The sequence below is a fragment of the Novipirellula galeiformis genome (assembly GCF_007860095.1).
GTDB classification, from domain to species: domain Bacteria; phylum Planctomycetota; class Planctomycetia; order Pirellulales; family Pirellulaceae; genus Novipirellula; species Novipirellula galeiformis.
Window position 1 is genome coordinate 121,127 of sequence record NZ_SJPT01000006.1, and the last position, 20,668, is coordinate 141,794.

At 56.8% G+C, this 20,668-nt stretch carries 11 protein-coding genes; 2 read left to right on the forward strand and 9 right to left on the reverse strand.

Going from position 1 to position 20,668, the window contains the following annotated elements:
• Window positions 1-47: 47 nt before the first annotated feature.
• On the reverse strand, window positions 48-1,562 hold the full coding sequence (locus Pla52o_RS17115; protein WP_231612462.1) for an SLC13 family permease: 1,515 nt from the start codon (window positions 1,560-1,562) through the stop codon (window positions 48-50).
• A gap of 462 nt (window positions 1,563-2,024) precedes the next feature.
• Between Pla52o_RS17115 and Pla52o_RS17120 the strand changes: the two genes are divergently transcribed.
• Window positions 2,025-2,738, forward strand: coding sequence for a GntR family transcriptional regulator (locus tag Pla52o_RS17120; protein WP_146595847.1), 714 nt, complete (start codon window positions 2,025-2,027; stop codon window positions 2,736-2,738).
• A 118-nt stretch (window positions 2,739-2,856) separates the two neighbouring features.
• On the opposite strand, the gene Pla52o_RS17125 is transcribed toward Pla52o_RS17120, so the two are convergent.
• The 4 genes from Pla52o_RS17125 to rny all read right to left on the reverse strand — a co-directional run bounded on the left by Pla52o_RS17125 (window position 2,857) and on the right by rny (window position 10,110).
• On the reverse strand, window positions 2,857-4,473 hold the full coding sequence (locus tag Pla52o_RS17125) for a ribulokinase (RefSeq protein WP_146595848.1): 1,617 nt from the start codon (window positions 4,471-4,473) through the stop codon (window positions 2,857-2,859).
• Window positions 4,474-4,645: 172 nt separating this feature from the next.
• Window positions 4,646-6,124 (reverse strand): hypothetical protein, encoded by a 1,479-nt coding sequence (locus Pla52o_RS17130; protein WP_146595849.1) that lies wholly within the window; start codon window positions 6,122-6,124, stop codon window positions 4,646-4,648.
• Between the two features lie 3 nt (window positions 6,125-6,127).
• On the reverse strand, window positions 6,128-8,173 hold the full coding sequence (locus tag Pla52o_RS17135) for an AAA family ATPase (protein ID WP_146595850.1): 2,046 nt from the start codon (window positions 8,171-8,173) through the stop codon (window positions 6,128-6,130).
• 368 nt (window positions 8,174-8,541) lie between these two features.
• Window positions 8,542-10,110 (reverse strand): ribonuclease Y, encoded by a 1,569-nt coding sequence (rny, locus tag Pla52o_RS17140; protein ID WP_146596030.1) that lies wholly within the window; start codon window positions 10,108-10,110, stop codon window positions 8,542-8,544.
• Between the two features lie 684 nt (window positions 10,111-10,794).
• On the opposite strand from rny, the gene tilS reads away from it, so the two are divergent.
• Entirely contained in the window at window positions 10,795-11,814 is a 1,020-nt protein-coding gene (gene tilS / locus Pla52o_RS17145; RefSeq protein ID WP_146595851.1) for a tRNA lysidine(34) synthetase TilS, read from the forward strand.
• Window positions 11,815-12,222: 408 nt separating this feature from the next.
• On the opposite strand, the gene Pla52o_RS17150 is transcribed toward tilS, so the two are convergent.
• The 4 genes from Pla52o_RS17150 to Pla52o_RS17165 all read right to left on the reverse strand — a co-directional run bounded on the left by Pla52o_RS17150 (window position 12,223) and on the right by Pla52o_RS17165 (window position 20,664).
• The gene (locus Pla52o_RS17150) at window positions 12,223-16,626 is read right to left on the reverse strand and encodes a DUF4332 domain-containing protein (RefSeq protein WP_146595852.1); all 4,404 of its coding nucleotides are present in this window, start codon (window positions 16,624-16,626) and stop codon (window positions 12,223-12,225) included.
• A gap of 515 nt (window positions 16,627-17,141) precedes the next feature.
• Window positions 17,142-17,930 (reverse strand): DUF3467 domain-containing protein, encoded by a 789-nt coding sequence (locus tag Pla52o_RS17155; RefSeq protein ID WP_231612430.1) that lies wholly within the window; start codon window positions 17,928-17,930, stop codon window positions 17,142-17,144.
• Window positions 17,931-18,097: 167 nt separating this feature from the next.
• Window positions 18,098-19,702, reverse strand: coding sequence for an ABC transporter permease (locus Pla52o_RS17160; protein WP_231612431.1), 1,605 nt, complete (start codon window positions 19,700-19,702; stop codon window positions 18,098-18,100).
• Window positions 19,699-20,664 (reverse strand): ABC transporter ATP-binding protein, encoded by a 966-nt coding sequence (locus Pla52o_RS17165; protein WP_146596032.1) that lies wholly within the window; start codon window positions 20,662-20,664, stop codon window positions 19,699-19,701. The genes Pla52o_RS17160 and Pla52o_RS17165 overlap by 4 nt, the downstream gene beginning before the upstream one ends.
• Between the last annotated feature and the right edge of the window lie 4 nt (window positions 20,665-20,668).

Below are 20,668 nucleotides of genomic sequence, written 5' to 3' on the forward strand. Positions count from 1 at the left end.
CCTGACGCCAACGACGTCAATGGACACCAGGCCAGTCGGGTCACCGCTCAGGGCCTTTGGCCGTCAACGGTTGCGTCGTCAATGGATTCCATCGCGATGTCCGGCGGTGCGATCGCGGTGCCAATGCCTGACTTAAAATCGACCAGGAAATAACAGCTGACCGAAATCACAACGACGCCGATCAAGTTCAGTGCCAAGCCCGCTCTAGCCATCTCGCGAACCGTCAATTGTTCCGAGCCAAAGACGATGGCATTGGGCGGCGTCGCGACCGGCAACATGAACGCACAACTTGCCGATAACGCGGCAGGCACCATCAAGACCGCGGCGTCATACCCCGCTCCTTCGGCCACGGCACCTAAGATCGGCATCAACAGCGTCGTGGTCGCAGTGTTGGAGGTGACTTCGGTTAAAAAGGTCACCGTCAAACAGATCACACCGATCAGCAATAGCGGATGAAGCCCCGAAAGTTGGGCAAATTGGCCTCCGATCGTTTGGGAAAGTCCCGTCACTTCGGCCGCCTTGGCAATCGCTAACCCGCCTCCGAACAGAATCAAGATGCCCCAAGGGATGTCGCGAGCGGTTTCCCAATCGAGCAAACGGTCAGCTTGCAATCGCTTCGGACCCGCTGCGGTTTTCGCGGGACGTTCGCTGGTTTTCCCACTGGGAATCAGGAACAGGGCGACCACGGCGGCCAAGCCGACCGTCGCGTCATGCGCCATCGGCATGTCTAACCAAAACGACCAACCGCCCATCGGAGCACTACGCGTGATCCATAACAATGCGGTCAACGAAATGACACCTAAGACGCGTCGCTGAGCGCTCGTCCATGGCCCCAAATTTTGCAGTTGCATCGTGGAGCCATGCGAAAGCCCCCGCGTCAACAGCACTCCCGCAGCGACCAGCATGATCAACGCGACCGGGACTCCTATTTTTAGCCAAGAGATAAAATCGACCGAATGAGCATTCTGCTGCTCGTAAATCGAGACAAAGATTCCGTTAGGGGGCGTACCGATGATGGTCGCAATCCCGCCGATACTTGAGCCATAGGCGACCGCCAACAAGAGCGGCACGTTTAGTTTCGCATCGTTTTGTTCAGCGAGCACGGCAATCGCCACCGGTAACATGATCAATGCCGTTGCGGTGTTCGAAATCCACATGCTTGAAAAGGCGGTGGCAACGAGAAACCCAAGCACGATCCGTCGCTGGGATTTCGTCCCCAGCAGATTCATCAACCCATGCGACACGCGGAGATGCGTTTGGGATCGCTCGGCCGCGCGCGAAATCATAAACCCCGCCATGAACAACAAGACAAACTTGTCGCCATAGGCTTCGGCAAGCTGGCGATGGTCGAGCACACCCGCCATTGGAAAGACCACAAACGGCAATAGCGATGTAACCGGAATCGGAATCACCTCGGTGCACCACCATAGGCCGCAAAGCGAGGTGACCGCGGCGGTCACCGCAGCGGCGTGTTCCAACCCAAACCCGTCCACGCACAACACATAGACGCCACACGCGAGTAGCAATCCGGCGACCGTTAGGAGGCTGCGAAAGTGTGGCATCACGGAGGAGGTCCAAACAAAAGGAAACGGAACACATAAGGAAATGGAAACGGTCACCGCTCGGCCCGCGCGGAGGCCGGCAAGCGAGTGTCGTCCGCGTGGACTGAGAAAAGGCGACAAGAAACGAACTGATTTGCGGCCGAATTCTGCGAGAGCGATAAATCCAAACGACAATGAATCCAAACGCCCCAGTTCCGCTCCAACCGACCGCTCCAAAGTATAGGGAATTCGGCCGCCGGTCGCTGGCACCTAGGACGCCCTTATTTCTTCGCCCCGCAGGGGAAACGCGATATGCATCGCCGTCGGCTTGGTATTTTATGTTGTACTTCGATTCCCCGCAGCAAAGCGCAAGCTTCATTCATTGTTTCCTGACCGAATCACCTCTTCGCAACGTGAAGAAAAGGTTAGAATGCTAAGCGTCGCAGTGAGAGCTACTTTTCTGTTATTGAATTAGGTTAGAGCATGAGGACTGAAACAAACGCACACCGTGCCTACCTGCATCTAAGAAACAAATTAATTTCGGGCGATTTTGAACCGGGAACGCGATTGCTCTACGGACCGATCGGCAAAGAGATTGGAGTCAGTGCGACGCCGGTGCGAGAGGCCGCAGGGCAATTGGCCAACGAGGGACTCGTCGATCTGGTTCCCAACATGGGAGCGATCGTACGCCGGCTCGATCGAAACGCCTTGATCGAAATTTACGAGGTTCGCGAAGTGATCGAACCGGCCACCGCGGCGATGGCAGCGAAGCGGGCGAGCCCCGAGCAACTCTTGGTGATTGAAGAAGAGTTGCAGCAAATGTTGGAATTGACTTCACAGCATGAACAATCTGCGGCCCAATATGCGGGCAAACGAATCAAGGGGCGATTTGACAAGGCGGATTATCGATTTCATATGTCGATCATCGAAGCCACTGGCAACCAGGCGCTCGTGCGCACGGCTTCCCAGTCGCAAGTGTTAACACGTGTGTTTGGCATTCGACGGCATCGCCATGATATCGAAGCGATGCAACGCACCTGCAAAGACCACCAACGTATTTTTGAAGCGATCCGCACCGGCGATGCCGAGGAAGCATGCCAAGCGGCTGTGGATCATATCCGCAATGGGTTGCAGGCTTCCTTGCTCGAAATCGATGCGGAGCCCGAAACGGAAGTGAACACGTCCGAGGCAGGCTGAGGCTGGACATTTCACAACCCCAAAGAGTTAGCAGTATTGCATCGACGCAACACGCTCCGCCGCACCCAAGTGCAACGTTCACGCAGGACACACTCACGCTAATCGACGCAAGCTCGCACTAATCAAGGCAAGTGCCGTTGGCGAACCGTTTGGCAAGTTGCCGGTATTGGGCGTACAACGAATCGTATGCCTGAGTGCGTTGGAGACGAGGCCGGACGATGTCTTGGCTCCCCTTGGCGACGCTCGCCATCGCGCCGGCCGCTTCGCGGATCGATTGGAATCCGCTCGCTTCGGGGCCTGCCGCGATCATGCCCAATACCGCTGCCCCCACGGCCGGACCTTGCGTGGATGGATGAATTTCAATCTCGCTGCCAAGCACATCAGCATAGACTTCGACGAAGGCGCGGTTGTGATGCGGCAGCCCGCCGGTCGCCACGAGTCGTTCGATCGGCACGCCGCCATCGCGAAGCAGTTCGACAATCCAACGCAGCCCAAATGCCGAGCCTTCCATCAACGCCAAGTACATGTGTTCCGGACCGTGCTCGAGCCCTAGCCCAGTGAAGGCGCCACGCAGACTCCCGTCCATCAATGGCGTACGGCAACCGTTCATCCAATCCAAACACATCACGCCTTGAGCCCCTGGGGGCAAGCGAAGTGCAGCTTCGGCAAGCGAATCGAAGGAATCGAGTCCAAGCAAACGGCGCAGCCATGCAAACGCATCCCCGACCGCGGCTTGGCCCGTTTCGTATCCAAACATGCCTGGCAAAATGCCCCCCTCGACCACCCCCGCGATGCCGGGGATCTCCGCGGCGACGTTTGCGTTTAGCATGTGACAACTACTCGTGCCCAGCACCATCACCAGCGTTCCTGGTTCGGCAGCCCCGACGCCGGGAACGGCCGCGTGAGCATCGATGATGGCGGCCGAAACGGGAGTGCCCGCACGAAGTCCGAAGCGCGTTGCCATCGCTTGAGTTAAACCACCAGCCACCTCACCGGGCGACCGCATCACCCCAGGCAATCGGCTGCGCACGGCTGCGGCCAATTGAGGATGGACGGCCGAGAAAAAGGCGTCCGACGGGTATCCGTCGCTGGCCGACCACATCGCTTTGTAGCCAGCTTGGCAAGTCGAGCGAGTCAGCGACTCCGCCGGACCGCCGACCAATTGCCAAACCAACCAATCGCCCGCCTCGAGCCAGACATCGGCTGCGGCGGCGACATCGGGAGCCTGCTCAATCGTTTCGAGCATTTTAGGAAAGAACCATTCCAAGCCGATCGTCCCACCATACCGCTGTAAGAACGCCTCGTCACGCTCGCGAGCCACGGCGTTCATCCGTTCGGTTTGCTCCAGGGCACCGTGATGTTTCCAAAGTTTCGGCCACGCCAAGGGAGTTGATTTCAATGAATCTAATTGGCATAGCGGCGTGCCATCCGATCGTGTCGGCAGCATCGTACAACTGGTGAAGTCGACACCGATTCCCACAATCCTGTCGCCCGTGACCGCCGCCTCGACCATCGCGGCACACGTTGCCGACGCAGCCGAATCGAGCCAATCCCCAGGCGATTGCAACGCGTAACGAGCCGGCAAGAGGGTATCCCCCCCAGGAAGTGTCTCGGTGATTTGCCCGTTCGCATATTCGCTCGACGCCAACCCGAGTTGATGCCCCGCAGCATCGATTAAGATCGCGCGGACCGATTCGGTGCCAAAGTCGAGGCCCAGTGAAACGGGGTGGTTCATCGTTGTCGCTCCGTTAACGTTGCAATTGTGGGACGCGGTTCACGCCGGTGAAGGGGGCAGGGGTTCAAGCGGCGGGTTCACCCCGCAGTGCCAAATTCTACCGCACCGTTTGGCGATGGCCGAGTCCCGTCCCAAAGTAACTTTTGTAAAACATGGCAACCGCGTTCGGCCACTACAGCCCGTCGAGTGCGACGCCGCCGGTATGATGCGCCAATTGGATCAAATCATCATTCTTCTCTTCGACCACAAAGACATGCAGGATGATCCCTTTAAGCTCATCCGGGCGGACGTTAATGCCGTGGTCACCATCGGTCACAATGATCAATTCGGGTTGCTCCGACTCTTGGTCATTGACCAAGTTCTTGATCCGCTTGATTCCTTCACGCAGCGCCAAGTTGATGTCGGTATCGTCCCCGGTAAAGAACTCGTAATGCATCCGCTGGATCTCTTCCCGCGCGTCGGCGACTTCTCGCACCAGCACCTCGTCATGCACGACCGAATCAAAAAAGCTGTATCCTAAGATTGCTTCGCGGCGGCCGACCGCGCGTAATCGATTCAGCAAGATCGCCAACAACTTGTAAATGCGTTCGCCTTGTTGCATCGACTTGGAACGGTCGAGCATCGCATAGAAAAACTGTTTTTTGTCGCTCCTTTTCATTTTCTCTCGCACCATAAAACTCTTGGTGGCCAAGCGATAGCGAAAGTACTTGGGGGCGGCTACCTTCAAGGCCCACGCCGCCGGGGCTAGTTTTGGCAATTCATCGTACGATTGCATCATCCGCATCCGGGTCTGGTCGCCATCGGCCGCCGGAATCATCTTCTTTTCAAAACGCGGCTGAAACGCAACATATTCGTTGGCGATCCGCGAAATCCGCAACAAGGCTTCCATGCCCGGTTCGGCTAACAATCGCGAGGCCACATCCAAGCGGCGAACCGACAACGGATGCATTTCCTTCTTTTCAGTTGCACGCCGAACCCCGCCAAAACAATCGGCAAACAGCGACGCGATCTTGCCGCGTGTCTCGAGGTTATCGACCAACACGATTGCTGAAATCCCGCGGTCTCGCGACATTTGTTCGTAATCAATCTTGTCGGCCGATTTCAGCATCCGTTCGTCGGGCAAACATTCGAGCAACTCGACTTCATCCGCCTCCAAGCCGCCGACCTGTTGCAGCGACCAATTGATTTGCCAGGTAATCGTCTCGGGGGGAATGCCGAGTGCAAGGGCGCGTTTGGCGGTCGCGATAATCGCAATATTGGCGATCGCTCGATCGACGTCGGTACGTCCCTGGATGTTCTGGAATTCCACCTCACGAAGCGTCTGGGCAAGTTGCAGGTAGAGCTCAACATCGCGCCGTGAAAAATCCAGGACGTCGTCTATCCAAGTCATCAACTTCCACATTCGCATCCGATAGGTTAGCCGCGTGCGACGCTCGATTTCGTTGGCGCCCGCCAACCGCCCTTCGTCGACCAAGTGCACCCCATCCCAAATGATCGGGACATGCACATGCTCCATTCCGATCGCGTCGAGTTTCTTGACCACCTCGGCGGTATTGATTTGTTGCCTTCGTTCGCTCGATTCGGGATAAGTGATATGGGTGTGAAAGCGAATGAAATCGCGGAACTTCCGCTCGACGCGAACTTGATTCATCACCTATCTCCCGGCCTCGATTTCCGCCGCCACTTGATCCACCGCTAGCTCGGAGCGTTTTTTCCATTTGACGAGCATCGGATCGGAGACCTGCAGATTCTGCAGCTCGTGTTTCAACGCGTCCATGCTACTCATCAAATCGACCATGTCGGAGATCGCTTCGTCATTCACATCGCCACGCGCCTCGTCATCGAGGTCTTTGGCCGCAGCGAATTTGCGATTGATGTCCTGCATTTTCCCCTGCAATTGGTGGGCCCGTTCATCAATGTCACTGAGCAACACCTCCACGCCCCCTTCACGCAGCGCCGATCGAATCAAGGACTCGACATCCCGCTGATAAGACTCCATGCCTTGGATGTTGCGAATCGTCAAAATATCATCGACGATCATCTTTTTGCGGCCATGCCGTCCGACACTGTTGGCGGCCAATCGCAGGCCGCCCAGAGCGATACGCGGAGAAACCTGAAAACCACTTTCCCGATCATCATTCAAATTGGCGATCACATGGGCATAGATGCGGTTGAGTTTGCGACGGTCGGGCCCAGCATCGGGATTGGTTTTATGAAACAGGGCTTCGTAGTCGGCTTGATCATACGACGGCCAACGGACTTCTAATTGCAGCGGAAATCGTTCCAGCAGTGCTTTCACCGCGTCGCTATCTTTCGCAAATTGGCGTGGGTCCTTGTTCGTACAGGCCACAATCGCTTGCGATCGCATCGGCACCGGTCGGTTGCCATTCATAAAGACGCGGCGCGTTAACACATCTTTGAGCGGCAACAGCGCTTGCGATGACGCATCGAGGATTTCTTCTAAGATCACCACCTCGTACGGCAAGAACGAGCGGTCAGTATCGTATTCCAAACAGAGGTCCAATTTGGCAATGTTGGGACCGCCCCACAGTCGATCCTCGGTCATCCCTTCGCCAAACGACTGTAAAAAAATCTCGTTTTCGAGATAGCCGAGTTCTTGGAGCGCCGTCATCACCATGTCGGATTTGCCATGACCCCCGGGCCCCCACAACAGCACATTGCAGGGCTGAAAGAACGCGTGAGTCAACACTTGCACGATTTCATCACAATGGATGAAACGCGACTTCAAACTTTGCGAAATCCGTGCGGGCACCTCGCCGCGAGGTGTTTTTAAGGGTCCGTCGTCGTGGTGAGAAAAGTCGGCATCGGTAAGTCGAATGTGAATCGGTTCATTCGGCAATTGCCGTTCAATCCGCCGCGATAAATCAGCCGTGTAGGACTGCATTCCTTGGACAAAGCGAATGCTCCGAAACGCTTCGGCGGTAACGGTGTTATCGCCATGGATCTTGGCTTCATTGCTCACCACCTCTAACGACTGAATCGCCATGCGTGGCGACATGATGAAGGTTTTGGCTTCATTCAAACCCGCGATCACTTTGGAAAGCATCGTTTGCAACTGCTTGCCACCCATGCTTGAATTGCGATGGACCTTGGCAAACAGTTCGCGGTAGTGCTTTGCTTCGTAACCCGGCCAACGCACTTCCTTTTGCAACAAAAAACGCTCCAGCAATGCTTGGACCGCGTCGCTGCCCTCGGCAAACTCTCGCGGGTCTTTGTTGGTGCACGCGATGACAACCTTCGCAGCCATCTCGACGCGTTCGTTGCCGTTCATAAAGGCACGCCGCGTCAACACGTCTTTCAGTGGCAAGAGCGCTTGCGCCGGGGCGTCGAACAGTTCTTCAAAAATCACGACTTTGTACTGCGGCGCCAAAAACGATCGCGTCGTGTCATAGCGAACACAGGTATCGAGCGAAGCCATATCGGGCCCGCCCCAAAGCCGATCTTCACTCATCCCTTCGCCAAAGGATTGAATAAAAATCTCTTCGTCCTGCAATCCCAATGCACGTAGGGCGGTCAACGCCATCTCTGACTTGCCATGTCCGCCGGGGCCCCACAACAACACATTGCAGGGTTCGTAACAGGCCGCCGAGAGCAGGTCAGCGATCACATCACAAAACACGAACCGCTCGCGGAGTGCGGCTTGGATTGTCGGCAAAATCTCTTTTCGTGGGGTTGGCAACCAAGCCCATTCGTTTGCGACCAAGGCAAAAACGCTCCGCCAGAAAAGAGTTGAGAATGCGACCAAGCCAAGAACTATGGTCTCCGGACTTAGCCGTTTCGAAGTTGCGCTATTGCCGTTTTACCTAGCAAATCATAACCCGACGCGTCAGCGAGGGACTGAGTAAGCAAACCACTGAGTAAGCAAACCACTGAGTAAGCAAACGGCTGAGTAAGTCAGCGGCTGAGCTAAGCGTGACACTCCCTCGCTGACGCGGCGGGTTATAAAAAACACGCCACTTCAAAAGTGCTCACCTAGCGGCCCTCCTGAATTCTAACAACTCTGCACACCGCCGGCGGCCTCGAAACGTCCCGTTTCTTGGGCGTTCGCTATTTGGCGGTCTCGATGAAACGCGACTCCCTCAGCACGGTGACTTTGATCTCACCCGGATAGGTGAGTTCCTTTTCGAAGGCTTGGGCGATGTTGCGACAAATCGTGGCCGCTTCTTCATCGGAGGTTTTGTCGCTGTTGACGATCACGCGAAGTTCACGTCCCGCACTGATCGCAAACGCTTGGCGCACCCCATCAAAACGGGTGGCAATTGATTCAAGCTCTTCCATCCGTTTGATGTAACGCTCGAGCGATTCGCGTCGGGCTCCCGGACGGCTAGCACTACAAGCGTCGCCTGTCGCCACCAGCATGGTGTAAGGGTGCTCGGTAACGATGTCGTCGTGGTGTCCCAACGCTGCGTGAACGACTTCGCTGCCTTCGTTGTGGCGTCGCAGCAGGTCCGCCCCAATTTTGGGATGCCCCCCTTCGAGTTCATGGTCGGCTGCTTTGCCGATGTCGTGCAGCAATCCACAGCGACGAGCCAAGTCACCATCCATGCCTAACATCTCGGCTAACATGCCGGAAATGAACGCGACCTCGACACTGTGCCGCAGCACGTTTTGGCTATACGAGGTGCGGAAGTGCAAGCGACCGAGCATTTGGATGACGCGGTCATGCAACCCGTTCACATTCACTTCATCCGCCGCTTCACGTCCTTTTTGCATGATCAGATCATCGATCTCTTTGCCCGTTTCTTCGACCACATCCTCGATACGCGATGGGTGAATGCGTCCGTCACTGATCAGCCGGGTTAGGGACAGACGAGCGATCTCGCGTCGCACCGGATCGAACCCGCTGACGATCACGACGCCCGGTGTATCATCGATGATCACATCGACGCCGGTTGACTTTTCAAACGCGCGAATATTTCGCCCTTCGCGACCAATGATGCGCCCCTTCATATCGTCGCTGGGGACATCGACCGTGCTGGTCGTGCTCTCGGCGGTATGTGCCGATGCGAACCGCTGGATCGCGGTCAACAACATCTCGCGGCCTTGCGCTTTGACCGTCTCGTTGAGTCGCTTTTGATGCTTCAACAGCACCGACCCTACTTCGCCTTCGAGATCATGCTCGAGCGTCGAAAGCAACGCTTGGGATGCCTCTTCCCGCGTCATCTCACTGACCTTTTCGAGCAGCGTTTGTTGTTGCTTGATTGTGTCGTCGAGTCGTTGGCGCTGCTCCGAAGCGGCACGCAATTGGGTATCAAGCCGCGTCTGAGTGCTTTCAAGCCCACGTTGCTGTTTGCGCAATCCGTCTTCTTGTTGCTCGATCGTTTCTTCGCGTCGGTCCAGTTTGGCTTCACGCTGTAGCAGCTGTTTGCGCTCGATCGCGATTTCCTTTTCCGCGTCCGCCTTGATACTCAGGACCGCTTCCTTGCCCTCCACGATCGCTTGATTTCGTAACGTTTCGCCTTCACGACGCGCTGCTTCAACCAGCTTTTCAGCTGCCTGTTGTTGCACCGTACGACGGACGGAGTTGACCCGTTGGGTGATGCCCCAAACGATCGCGGCTCCTACCAGAAAGGAGAAGCCAGAGTAAAGGAGGGTGGTTTCGGAAGCAGCGAGCATGAATATGTCCTCGGTACCGAGAACAAGAGAATCGGCCATGGGGATACCCCAATTCATCCGCACGCAAAGAGTCCATGCGATGCCTTGAACGCTGAAGAATCTTGCAGCGTTCAGTGGGATTCCTCGATGTGCAAGCCCCGCTCACCACTCTAAGCTCAATCGAGCCCAGGATTTGCTTTGCTGCTGACTCAGCTCTAATGAAGCAACCGATCGAGCAAACATGTTGCTTCAATCTCGTCACTCGAGCGACTAGCAGTAAGAGGAGGAGGGGGGACATGATCGAAAGGAAGGTGATTCTGTTGTTCAGAGGAGTCGATGTTGAGTCTTGATTGTTGTAGGTCAGCTCTGAAAACTCTCCCGTATTCGTTATGATTCGATCTCGGGGGTGATCAGGTCGACTCAGATTAGCAGCTGATGAGTCACCGCGAAACAACGCTCGACCAAAGTTTGAGAGATGGGCCCAAGTTCCCCTTCGTCACTATTCATGCGTCCACCTCCCCCTAAGGGAAACCGCAAGCCGCGGAATCAAAAAACAGAACCCCGCGAATGGAGGGTCTTGGCTTAAAAATGCGGCGCATCAAGGGGCGGCGGGCCCAATCCTTGCCACCCCATGCACCTAGGCGCAGCCCACCCCGTTCAACTAACCGATCGCTGCCCCCCCCCCTTTAGGAAGCCCTCTCGACAATGGAACGCAAACCCAACTCCGATGCCTGGGGCGCCTTTTGTCGTTCGATCGATGCTGCTTGGCCGTTGTCGCGGTGGGGACGCGTGGGCGTGGTCGTCGGCTGTAGCGGAGGCCCGGATAGCGTTGCCTTGATCCGCGGACTGCATGATTTGGTCCAGCGGTCCGAGGTCGCTCTGCCGCCAGGTTTATTGGCAGTGGCACATTTTAATCACGCCACACGAGGGGAGGAATCGCAGCGAGATGAATCCTTTGTCGCTGAGTTGGCGGGCCAGCTTGACGTCCCGTTTCTGCGTCAGCGATCCACACGCGTCGGCGTTCGTGACGAGCAATCGTTACGCCGCATGAGGCTGGACTTTCTGCGCGCGTCCGCCGAGCAAATGGGAGCCCGCTACGTCGCGGTCGCCCATTCGGCCGACGACAATGTCGAAACCGTGCTGCATCACCTATTGCGTGGCACGGGGCCCACCGGGCTGGCTGGGATTCGTCCTCACCGCCCCCTTGGCCAGGACGTGGTGTTAGTCCGTCCGCTGCTTGGCATCACGCGGAAACGCATCTGCGCCGCGCTGCGTTGGATCGAGCAATCTTGGTGCGAAGATTCAAGCAATGCCAACCGGGACTATCGCCGCAATTGGATTCGCCATGAACTGATGCCGATGATCGAATCAAAATATCCTGATGCTCGCGACGCGATTTCTCGAGCCTCCGGAACCCAACGCGATTGGGTTACCAACATGGAATCGCAAGCGGAAGAGTGGAGCACACGGCACGTCCAGTTTGGTGACGCGATTTCCATTCAACGCGACCATGAAACCGACCGCAGTGTGATCATTGCAGGGATGCAGCAATTGTGGGCCGAACAGCGTTGGCCGATGCAAAGCATGTCGCAAACGCATTGGCAACGGATCTACGACCAGATCGCAGGGATCGAGACCGACGCTTGTATGCTGCCTGGAGCGATTCGGATCGAGTCGCCCCCCGGTCATGTCTCGCTCCGGCGAATCGAAGCAGAGGAGCAATGATCGATCGAGTACCTCCGCCGCAGATGGTACTCGAATCAAAACCCTAACGCAACGCATCGGGTTAGGAAGTCTCTAAGCTAACCCTGGAACAAGCAACTCGTAATCTTACATCCCGTCTCCGCAACCACGCTGGACCGCAACCAGCCGGAGAAGATCAGGATCAAGAGTAAGATTACGATTAAGAATCAAAAGGAGGCAAAGCCATGCGACCGTTTCGATCACGTGAAACGGGACATCGCAAATCCACCTAAAAACATTAGCTACACCTCGGTGCACCTGTGCCAGGGGGAGTGGCATGAACCAGCGGCCCGACACTCCTCATCCACTTTTTGATCCAGGCTAACCGCGGGTTTCTTCGCGGTTTTTGGTTCGCTTCTTAGAGCGGAGTTACGCAAACGGGGGATCCCTTCACGCGGCCACAAGTTCGCGGTTCTCTTTGGCGTAGGCGATCCACTGAGTGACCTCTTCCAAATCAGGAAGTTTGCCACTGCGGAGGATTCTCTTGCCTTCACGACTGCGACTGACCGGGTCGACGCGACCGAACAAATCCGCAGGGTCCTGGATCGCTAATTCTTCGGGAGCGGTAATGTCCGACGCAACGAGCAATTGAGCATCATGTCCGCGAAGCATTGGGATGCGACAAACCAAGGTGGCTTGTTGTTGCCAAGACAAAATCGTTTCCCCGTCAATGCGGCGGTTTCTTAATTGCTCGGCCAAGGCATCCGGATCCGCGTTGAGCAAGTCATCGACACTGTAGACGCCGATCCGATTCAATCGATCTGCCATGCGAGGTCCGATCGAGGGGGCGTCGACGACGGGGCTATCGCGTTGCAAATAGAATCGCAATTCATTTTCGCTGTCACGAGGCTCGCGATTCATGCGGTTTTCACGCTCGCTCCGCGATTCACGCGACGCTCGTTCGGAGCGTTCACCCTCTCGTGGTTCCATGCGAACGACATCACGACCGCTGGATTGCGAGCTGCGAGATTGGGTACTGCGAGATTGCGAGCTGCGAGATTGCGAGCTGCGAGATTGCGAGCTGCGAGATTGCGAGCTGCGTGACTCGGAGCTGCCCGAGTCGGAACGGCCCGAGTCGGAACGGCCCGAGTCGGAACGGCGAAGTCCTGAGCGACGACGCCGGCTGCCGTCGCCATTTCGCATTTGCAAGGTGGAGCGTCCCGCCAGTGGGCGTCCTCGTGTGACACGAATGCCCTCGCGTTGTCGCGTTTCGCCACCGATCGGGCGGATCCCGTAACGGATGCCCGCGTATTGCATTGAGTCGTCGCCAAGGTTTTGTCGATCGCGCGATCGGCCGCGGTTCTCGTTGGCGCGACGGTCTTGTTGAGCCGATTTGCGAACGGCACGGCCATCGACATAGCGAGAACCTTGCTCGGCCCCCCAGCTATTGGCCGCAGCGATCCAGCTTGTGATCCGCGATAGCTCGCGACTGCTGCCGCTCAGCAAAACTCGCTGTCCTTGCTCCGTGGCAAGAAAATCTTCGACACGTTGCAGCAAGTCGGTAGGATGAATCGATGCCAATTGAGCGGGATCGGTGACTCCACAACCGACGAGAACGCGAGCATCAAAGCCGCGTAGCTTCGGCACTCGACATACCAATCGGCATTCGCTCTTCCAACGCCGGATCGTCGCGGCGTCGACACTTGCCAAGCCCAACGCATCGGACAACCGGTTGGCATCTTGTTGCATCAAGTGCGTGATATGAGTGACCTGTAAACCACGCAACCGTGCGGCTGCGACCGCGTCAATCGACGGAGCTTGATCGATGGGACTATCCACCGTTAAAAAAAAAGCTGGCTCAGTATGGTCCGAACGACGCAGTGTATTGAGTTGTCCCGAGTCGATCAGAGAGCGATCCCGATAAGCCCCGTTTCCACGGGGGACGACGGTTGCATCCATTGCCGGGGGTGGCGCGGTGGTGTAGGCGTCGGCGTAATAATAGCCATCGCGGAACAGGTCTCCGCCACGAGCGGTATCGGTGCTGGTACGAGGGGTGGGGGCTGTGTGATCGCCGATGCTCGAGGAGTGCACATGTCCCGGCGTGGGGACCGCGCGTGTCGGTTGAGGATGACGCGCGTCACCGTGGTCGTAGAGACCATAGGTTTCACGCCAAGCCATGTCAAAATCGCGATTGATATCGTTGACTAAAAACTCGCGGGAGCGATAGGAAGAGGGTTCTCCGACGATTTGGTCACCGTACGTATGCGGGTGCGGTCCGTGATAGCGTTCGGGCGCGTAGTGGGGTCGCCACACAGGGCGGTGGGCGTGCACCACTCGATCCGCCCTCAACGTGAACGTGCGCCCGCCACCGCGTGCGATTTGTTCGGTCAACCATCGATCACTGGTCAGCAACAATATTTGCCGACCCGATGTGGCGTAGTCGCGAAGCGCCGAGGCAACCGGATGATTGAAACGCCCATCACCGCTGTGGTGATAAAATGCCGAGTCACGATTCGCATCGGATGCGGAACCTTGAGGGTGATCGGCAACGGAGCTGACCAAGGAACGCGCCGTTTCGAGTACCAATGGCACCGGTTTGCCAAGTCGTGCGAGCAATTCGCCCGCGGCCATTCGCACGGCCATCACAGCCAAGCCGCGGTCAGCTAGGGAGCAAGCGGATTCATCACGTCCATCAATGGCGACGTGCACGTCACCGTACGCCGAGGAGGATGCCGCTACACGATTCGAGACTGCGGGATTGTGCGGGATCGTGTTCGATGCCGCCGTCATTCGCCAGGAAAGGTGACGCAGTCGTCCACCCGACAAACGAACCAACCAACGGCTAGCGGTTTGAGCGAGCGGCGAAGTCGATTCGATCGGAGCGTGAACGACACGGAGTTGGTCACGCAATTGCTCAGCTCGGTCGCGAAGCCAGCGAACTCGGGAAAGATTCGATAGTTTGCCGTCGATTTGCTGCCGTTCCCGCAGCATTGCCTCGCGAGCGATGGCGTCGTCACGATCATTTTGGCGAGGTTGGTCGGCACGCACGTCGCGCCGCAACCGGGCCGCTTCGGCCAGACAGGCTTCGAGTTCACGCGAAGTCCGATCCAGTTCCGAGAGCCGTTCAGCGCGTTCGGTTTGATAACGCCAATGAAGGACTTCACGCTGACGCGCCCAATCCTGAGTTTCCTTCATCTCCGTTGGCGTGTAGCGATTGAAGATCGCTTCGCGATGCTGCATCAGTTGTTCGATCGCCGACACCAACCATTGTTCGCTGCGATGAAGTTCGCGCAGGTCGTCGGAAGCACCCGCACGGAGCGATTGAACCCCGACGGAGGCCAATTTATCCGCGACGGCGTGGCGTGACGCGTGAACGAGATCGTTTCGGATCGTCCGCAAGGTTTCTGCGAGCGTCGTGCCGCCAAATGCGGTCGACTCACGAGCGGCTCGGTACCAATCATGGCTCAAATCTTCAGAACTTGCGTAGCGTTGCAGCAACCAATCGATTTGACGTGTAGCCGATTCAACGCGTTGCTCTAAGTGATCGAGCGAATGAATCGGATCGACAACTCGCCCCTCCTGTGAAGCTTGAATTTCCGCTCGATCACGTACACGTGATGCGTGGTAAAGGTCGTCCGAAAACGGAGAGTCCGAGTAGAATTCTTTCCAACCACGCGAAGCGTCAAAGCGATCGATCGCGTCAAGGAATCCGTCTAAACGACGTCGACGTTGGATCGCAGCGTCTTGGGGACCATGATCGACAAAGTCGACGTGCCCCGATTTACGAAAACTTTGGCGTGTTGCGAGAATCGCATCGCGCAGACCACGAACCTCAAGCAAAGCGCGACGCCACCGAATCATCTGAGCGTCGAGATCATCGAGCTCACGGCGGAGTGATTCATCCCGGATAGCCCAATGTTGTTGGTAGTTGCCCGTCACTTCATCGCGGTGCGGGACATCACCGGTGCGCAATTGCGCATCGAGGTCAGCAACCCAACGACGCAACTCGCTTTGTCGAGCACGCAGGTGATTGGCTCGGTCACAAAACGCTTGCAACTGGCGATCGGCCCGCTCGAGCTCGTCAAACGATTCCGAACGAGGAACCGGGCGACGATTCAAACGATTCGTCAACTCATCACGGCGAGCGAGCAATGCGGGCTCGTTCCAAGAATCGGGCTCGATGCGAGCCAATTCCATTTCAACATCTGCCAACTGAGCGCGAAGCGATCGGCGATGCTCTTCGTGGGCGGAAGATTGCTGCGCCGTGTAGCCGTCGCGGTTGGAGTAGGGAGTCGTCTCGTCCAGTGGTAGTCCGCGATAGGTTTGACGCGAATCGAGGCCGCTTCGCAGGCACGCCGAGACAACTCGTGCGACATGCGTGATCGCGGTATCGGTGATCACAGCATCCACGATCGCTTCGGGCAACTGGATCGAGTGTAGGGCGCGGGTGGCGTCAGAGTCGCGACCATAACCGCCCACCGCGTCGCTCGAATGATAGCCCTCTGCGGAAGGGAACTGTGTGTTCAGCCAAGCATGCTTTTGGAAATCGGAGTCCTGTGAAGCAACACCGCGTGATTCGTATTCGACGCTGCGGCGACCTTGCTTGGATCCATCCTGTTCCCGTCGACAATGCAACAACCCATTGCGATCGGCCCAAACGACGCGTCCCGACGAGGAGCTCATCATCCCCAGCGGGTAATCACGCTCGACGAGCGAGTCGCGAATGAAGCGTGCGATTGCTGTCTTTCCCGAGCCTTCGGGGCCACAGACCACATTGAGATGTTCTGAGAACGGTCCAAGTTCTACACGGTTCAGGGGACCGTGTGCGTCGATATCGATTCGTTCTAATAACATGGTCTGGCTCCTCCATGGCCACGTGGGTCATTCATTGGGGCGACTCCGTTGCGTTGCCATCATCGTGTGGCAAGAAGCCCTTCAAAGAGCGAGTCGTCCAGGTACATTTGCGGTATGTGAGTGGGACTTTAGTCGAAATCGCCATTTTTCGGAAATAGAGAAAAGTGTGAAACTCAGCCCACTTCACCTGTTTTGTCGAAAAAGACTCAAGAAAACGTCGTGAAACCGTGGCGATCTCAACCCCAGAAAGATTTCACCATTTCCACTTGGGGGAATCCGCCGTGAAGCAACGAGGGCGGAGATTGCATCACCCGCAGCGTAAGCGAGGCCCCCTTCGTAAACCCCCTCACTCACGCGTCGCGTGATAATTTTGCTTGCGTACGCCACTCAAAATGCGTAACACGTTACTGAGTAGGCAACCCGTTGTTGAGCAATCGGTTCGGACATTTTTGCTTGGCCGGATGCAATATCCTGGCCAGCACTTCCTCCCTGCTAACTCCAATTCAGACAGAGCACTAGCTGCCAGGTTGGGGATCGTTGTCGCGGGGGGGAGCAGGAGGCGGAGGATCCTCTTTTCTCGCATCGCCCTCGGTTTCCGCATCGCCCTCGGTTTCATTGCGACCAAGCCCACGATTTTCGAGTCCGCCATCGGAGGTGAGGTCGCTGTTGCCGCGATCGAGCTCTCCCATCGGGCCATCGCCGAGCGACGGAGGCGTGGGAGGCAACGGCCCGGCAGCACCACCTTGCTCTTGTCGTCGTTGTTCCAGTTGACGCACAGCTCCCTTGAGCGAATCGAGCAGCCGCGGGACTTGGCCTGCCGCCACGAACACTCGCGAGCTGACGGCGCTTTGCGGAAAGAAACTGGTCAGAAAGTCCAAGCCAAATTCGCTGGCGCCGTGCCCAATCATTACGCCGTTGGCATACGCGCCACTGAGCACGTGATCGGGCATTTTCAAATCATCATAGATCTCTTGCGGCGTCGGGCGGCGAGCTTGGTTTTGTGGCGGGTTGGCGGGCGGCGACGGGGGATCGCCAAAACGATTGCGATAGAGATCGAGATTGGTCTGCAACGCCTCGATGAATTGAGGCATGACAGGGTGAGGAATGACCACCCGCGAGGCAACACGATGGGGTCGGCCGATCGTTTGCAAAAAGTCAATAATGAATTCGCTCGGCCCGGTCATCACAATCGCGCCGGTGCTAAAACAACCTTCGGCGACATGGTCTGGAACCCGCGCGCGGAGGGCGGGGTTAGCGTCGGCGGGATCGGGGCGGTCAGGAGACGATCCAGATTCAGAAGTCATGCGATACAAGCCGTTTTGTTTTTAAAAATCGTGATGCGGGAGACGACGCGGTGGCTGTCAACATCGAGTCGTGTCGATCAAGCGACCGCTGTTGTAGCGAGGCGGGCTTACGAAAGCCAATACGTTAGCGAGGTGAAAACCAATTCTAGTGGATTTTACCCCTGTATTCAGGGGGCGAGCTTCAGGGGGTGCGCGGCCTTGGCTTGCTCTGCCTCGACCTGTTCCGGCGTCGCGATACGTCGGGGCATGACGATTCGCGGCATCGTTAGCAAACAGACAATAAATGCGATCGAGACGCACCCGAGCACCATCCCCACTTCAAAAGTCCGCACCGATCCATTGGGACCTGCTTCGGCGAGCGTCCAAACCCAATTGGCAATCTGCCAACGCGAGTACGAATAACCACGGTAATCATTGAGGTGCAAACCAATCGAATAAGGCACCAAGGCGGACATCACGAGCACGGTGACCATCGCCGCCATGCCGACTTCAACGCGAGGATGATTGTTGATTCGGACAACCGCGACAACCAATCGCACGGCGATCAACGCGCCCACTAAATAGCTCACAAACAGCATGCTGATTCGAATGAACGCTTGAATCTCCAAGGGGCGAACATTGCCCATCTGGGAAGCGTAGAGCACAAGCCCGAAGAGCATTGTCGCGGTCAAGACGACAATATTCACGGTGGCAAATACCAAGCCGGTGGCGGGGCCCGGCGTCAACCAAGTTAGCATCACACGGGCGAAAAAACTTTGCGGCAATTCACGCCGAATTCGCGGTGTCATCACCGGGGATTCGGCCGCCAGCATGCTTCCGAAGACAGTCCACAACACCGCCAACGCGAGCGACGTGATCAGAAACACGCCCACGCTGCCCTCGAGTGCGTTGGCGGAATACCATGCGATTCCAACCAACAACATCGACAACACCATCATCGAAATGCGAAGCTGGGTCGAGCGGTTTTCACTCTCCGGCGTTAACTGGGCCGCCGTCGCGGTCAATAACAAGTGCGAGACCGATAGCGACAACAGGATTGTCGATGCGCTTAAGAAAAACACCCAGGAAGCGGACAACGAGTTGCCATAGGTGATCAAGTTAATCACAAAAAAGCCAATCGAATATTCGGCGATCAACAGAATCATCATCAGCATTAGTAGCGTCGCGATGCGGCCCGTCCGGCTCTGTGCCAACGGGGCCAAGAACAAGGCGATCACCGTCAGCACGAGACCCGCCACCAACAACGTCGCGATGATGATCAAGGTCGTCGGCAAGTCCACCCCCCGCAGCGTGTAGGCGTACGCCATACAGGGAAACAGGGCGACAAAATACATCATCATTTGTAGCGACGCGCTGGCCAGTTTGCCGAGCACGATTTGCCAAGGGCTGAGCGCGGTGATCGATAACAGCTCGAGCGTGCCATCGTCGATCTCGCCTTCGAGCGATCGGTAAGCCGCCAACGGTACCACCAACAGCATCGGAATCGCCAACACCACGTAATAGCCAATCATCAAACGGGCTGCCGAGGGAGTCGTGTAGATCTGTGGCATCTGAGACAAACTGCCCGCGACCGTCCACCCCAGCGAGGCAAACAGCAATACCGAGAACGTGACCACGAATTGACGGCTCTTCAGCGCCTGGCGAGTCTCTTTGACGAGGATCGGATTGAGCTGATCGCCCTTCCGTTCGCACCACGCATCGAATCGTTCCCAACGATTTGCGTTTGTCGCGGGAGTAACCGAAGCGGGGTCAATGGAAAGCATTTCATTCATTGCACGAGCCCCTCGGTGACCTGCAAGAAGACGTCTTCCAAGCTCTTTTTGTGCGACGCGACCTCAGCGACTCGATAGCCGCGTCCGACAATCCAGGCGACCAAATCGGCTTGGGCTTCCAAGTCGCCTTCGAATTCAAACCTTACCAGCGTCCCGTCGACGAGGGTCCGGTCGATGCCCGTCCTCGTTTCAATTTCCTGGGCACATTCGCTCGCGCGATCGAGCAACCGAATCGTTAATTCGCGATGGGTTTCACGTTGACGCTGGATCTGCTCTACGCTGCCGGTCGCCAACAAACACCCCTGCTCGATGATCCCCACCGAATCACACATCTCGGCTAATTCGGTCAGGATGTGGCTGCTAATCAAAACCGTCTTTCCACGGTCCGCCAATTCGCGAATCATCTTGCGCAGCTCGATGCGTGCTCGGGGATCAAGCCCCGCTGCGGGTTCATCGAGAATCAACACGGCGGGATCGTGGATCAGGGCGCGTCCCAAACAAAGACGTTGCTTCATCCCTTTGCTCAGCCCCCGGATCGGCTTGCTTGCCATCCCCGCGGTTCCAGTAAAGTCGAGCACCCACTCAAGGCGTTGGTTCCGCTCGCGACCGACCAATCCGTTCGCACGCGCAAAAAAGTCGAGATATTCTTTGCAATTCACATCGCGATAGGTGCCGAAGGAATCGGGCATGAACCCAAGCCGGCGACGGACGAGTTCGGGATCATTGATCACCGAAAACCCATCGATGAACGCGTCGCCATAACTGGGCAAATCGAGCGTTGCAAGAATTCGCATCGAAGTGGTCTTGCCGGCGCCATTGGGACCGATATAGCCAAACACATGCCCTCGAGCGACCGAGAACGAAATATCGTTGACCGCTTTGGTTTTACCAAAGAACCGATGCAGTCGCCGAAGTTCAATGCAATCGCCGGCGCCACGATGCACTCCGCCCCTCGTTTCCATGGCG

Bases quoted from the DNA above. Each gene is read 5' to 3' on its own strand.
- Pla52o_RS17115 (WP_231612462.1), bottom strand. From the start codon at position 1,562: ATGCCACACTTTCGCAGCCTCCTAACGGTCGCCGGATTGCTACTCGCG.
- Pla52o_RS17120 (WP_146595847.1), top strand. From the start codon at position 2,025: ATGAGGACTGAAACAAACGCACACCGTGCCTACCTGCATCTAAGAAAC.
- Pla52o_RS17125 (WP_146595848.1), bottom strand. From the start codon at position 4,473: ATGAACCACCCCGTTTCACTGGGCCTCGACTTTGGCACCGAATCGGTC.
- Pla52o_RS17130 (WP_146595849.1), bottom strand. From the start codon at position 6,124: ATGAATCAAGTTCGCGTCGAGCGGAAGTTCCGCGATTTCATTCGCTTT.
- rny (WP_146596030.1), bottom strand. From the start codon at position 10,110: ATGCTCGCTGCTTCCGAAACCACCCTCCTTTACTCTGGCTTCTCCTTT.
- tilS (WP_146595851.1), top strand. From the start codon at position 10,795: ATGGAACGCAAACCCAACTCCGATGCCTGGGGCGCCTTTTGTCGTTCG.
- Pla52o_RS17150 (WP_146595852.1), bottom strand. From the start codon at position 16,626: ATGTTATTAGAACGAATCGATATCGACGCACACGGTCCCCTGAACCGT.
- Pla52o_RS17155 (WP_231612430.1), bottom strand. From the start codon at position 17,930: ATGACTTCTGAATCTGGATCGTCTCCTGACCGCCCCGATCCCGCCGAC.
- Pla52o_RS17160 (WP_231612431.1), bottom strand. From the start codon at position 19,702: ATGAATGAAATGCTTTCCATTGACCCCGCTTCGGTTACTCCCGCGACA.
- Pla52o_RS17165 (WP_146596032.1), bottom strand. From the start codon at position 20,664: ATGGAAACGAGGGGCGGAGTGCATCGTGGCGCCGGCGATTGCATTGAA.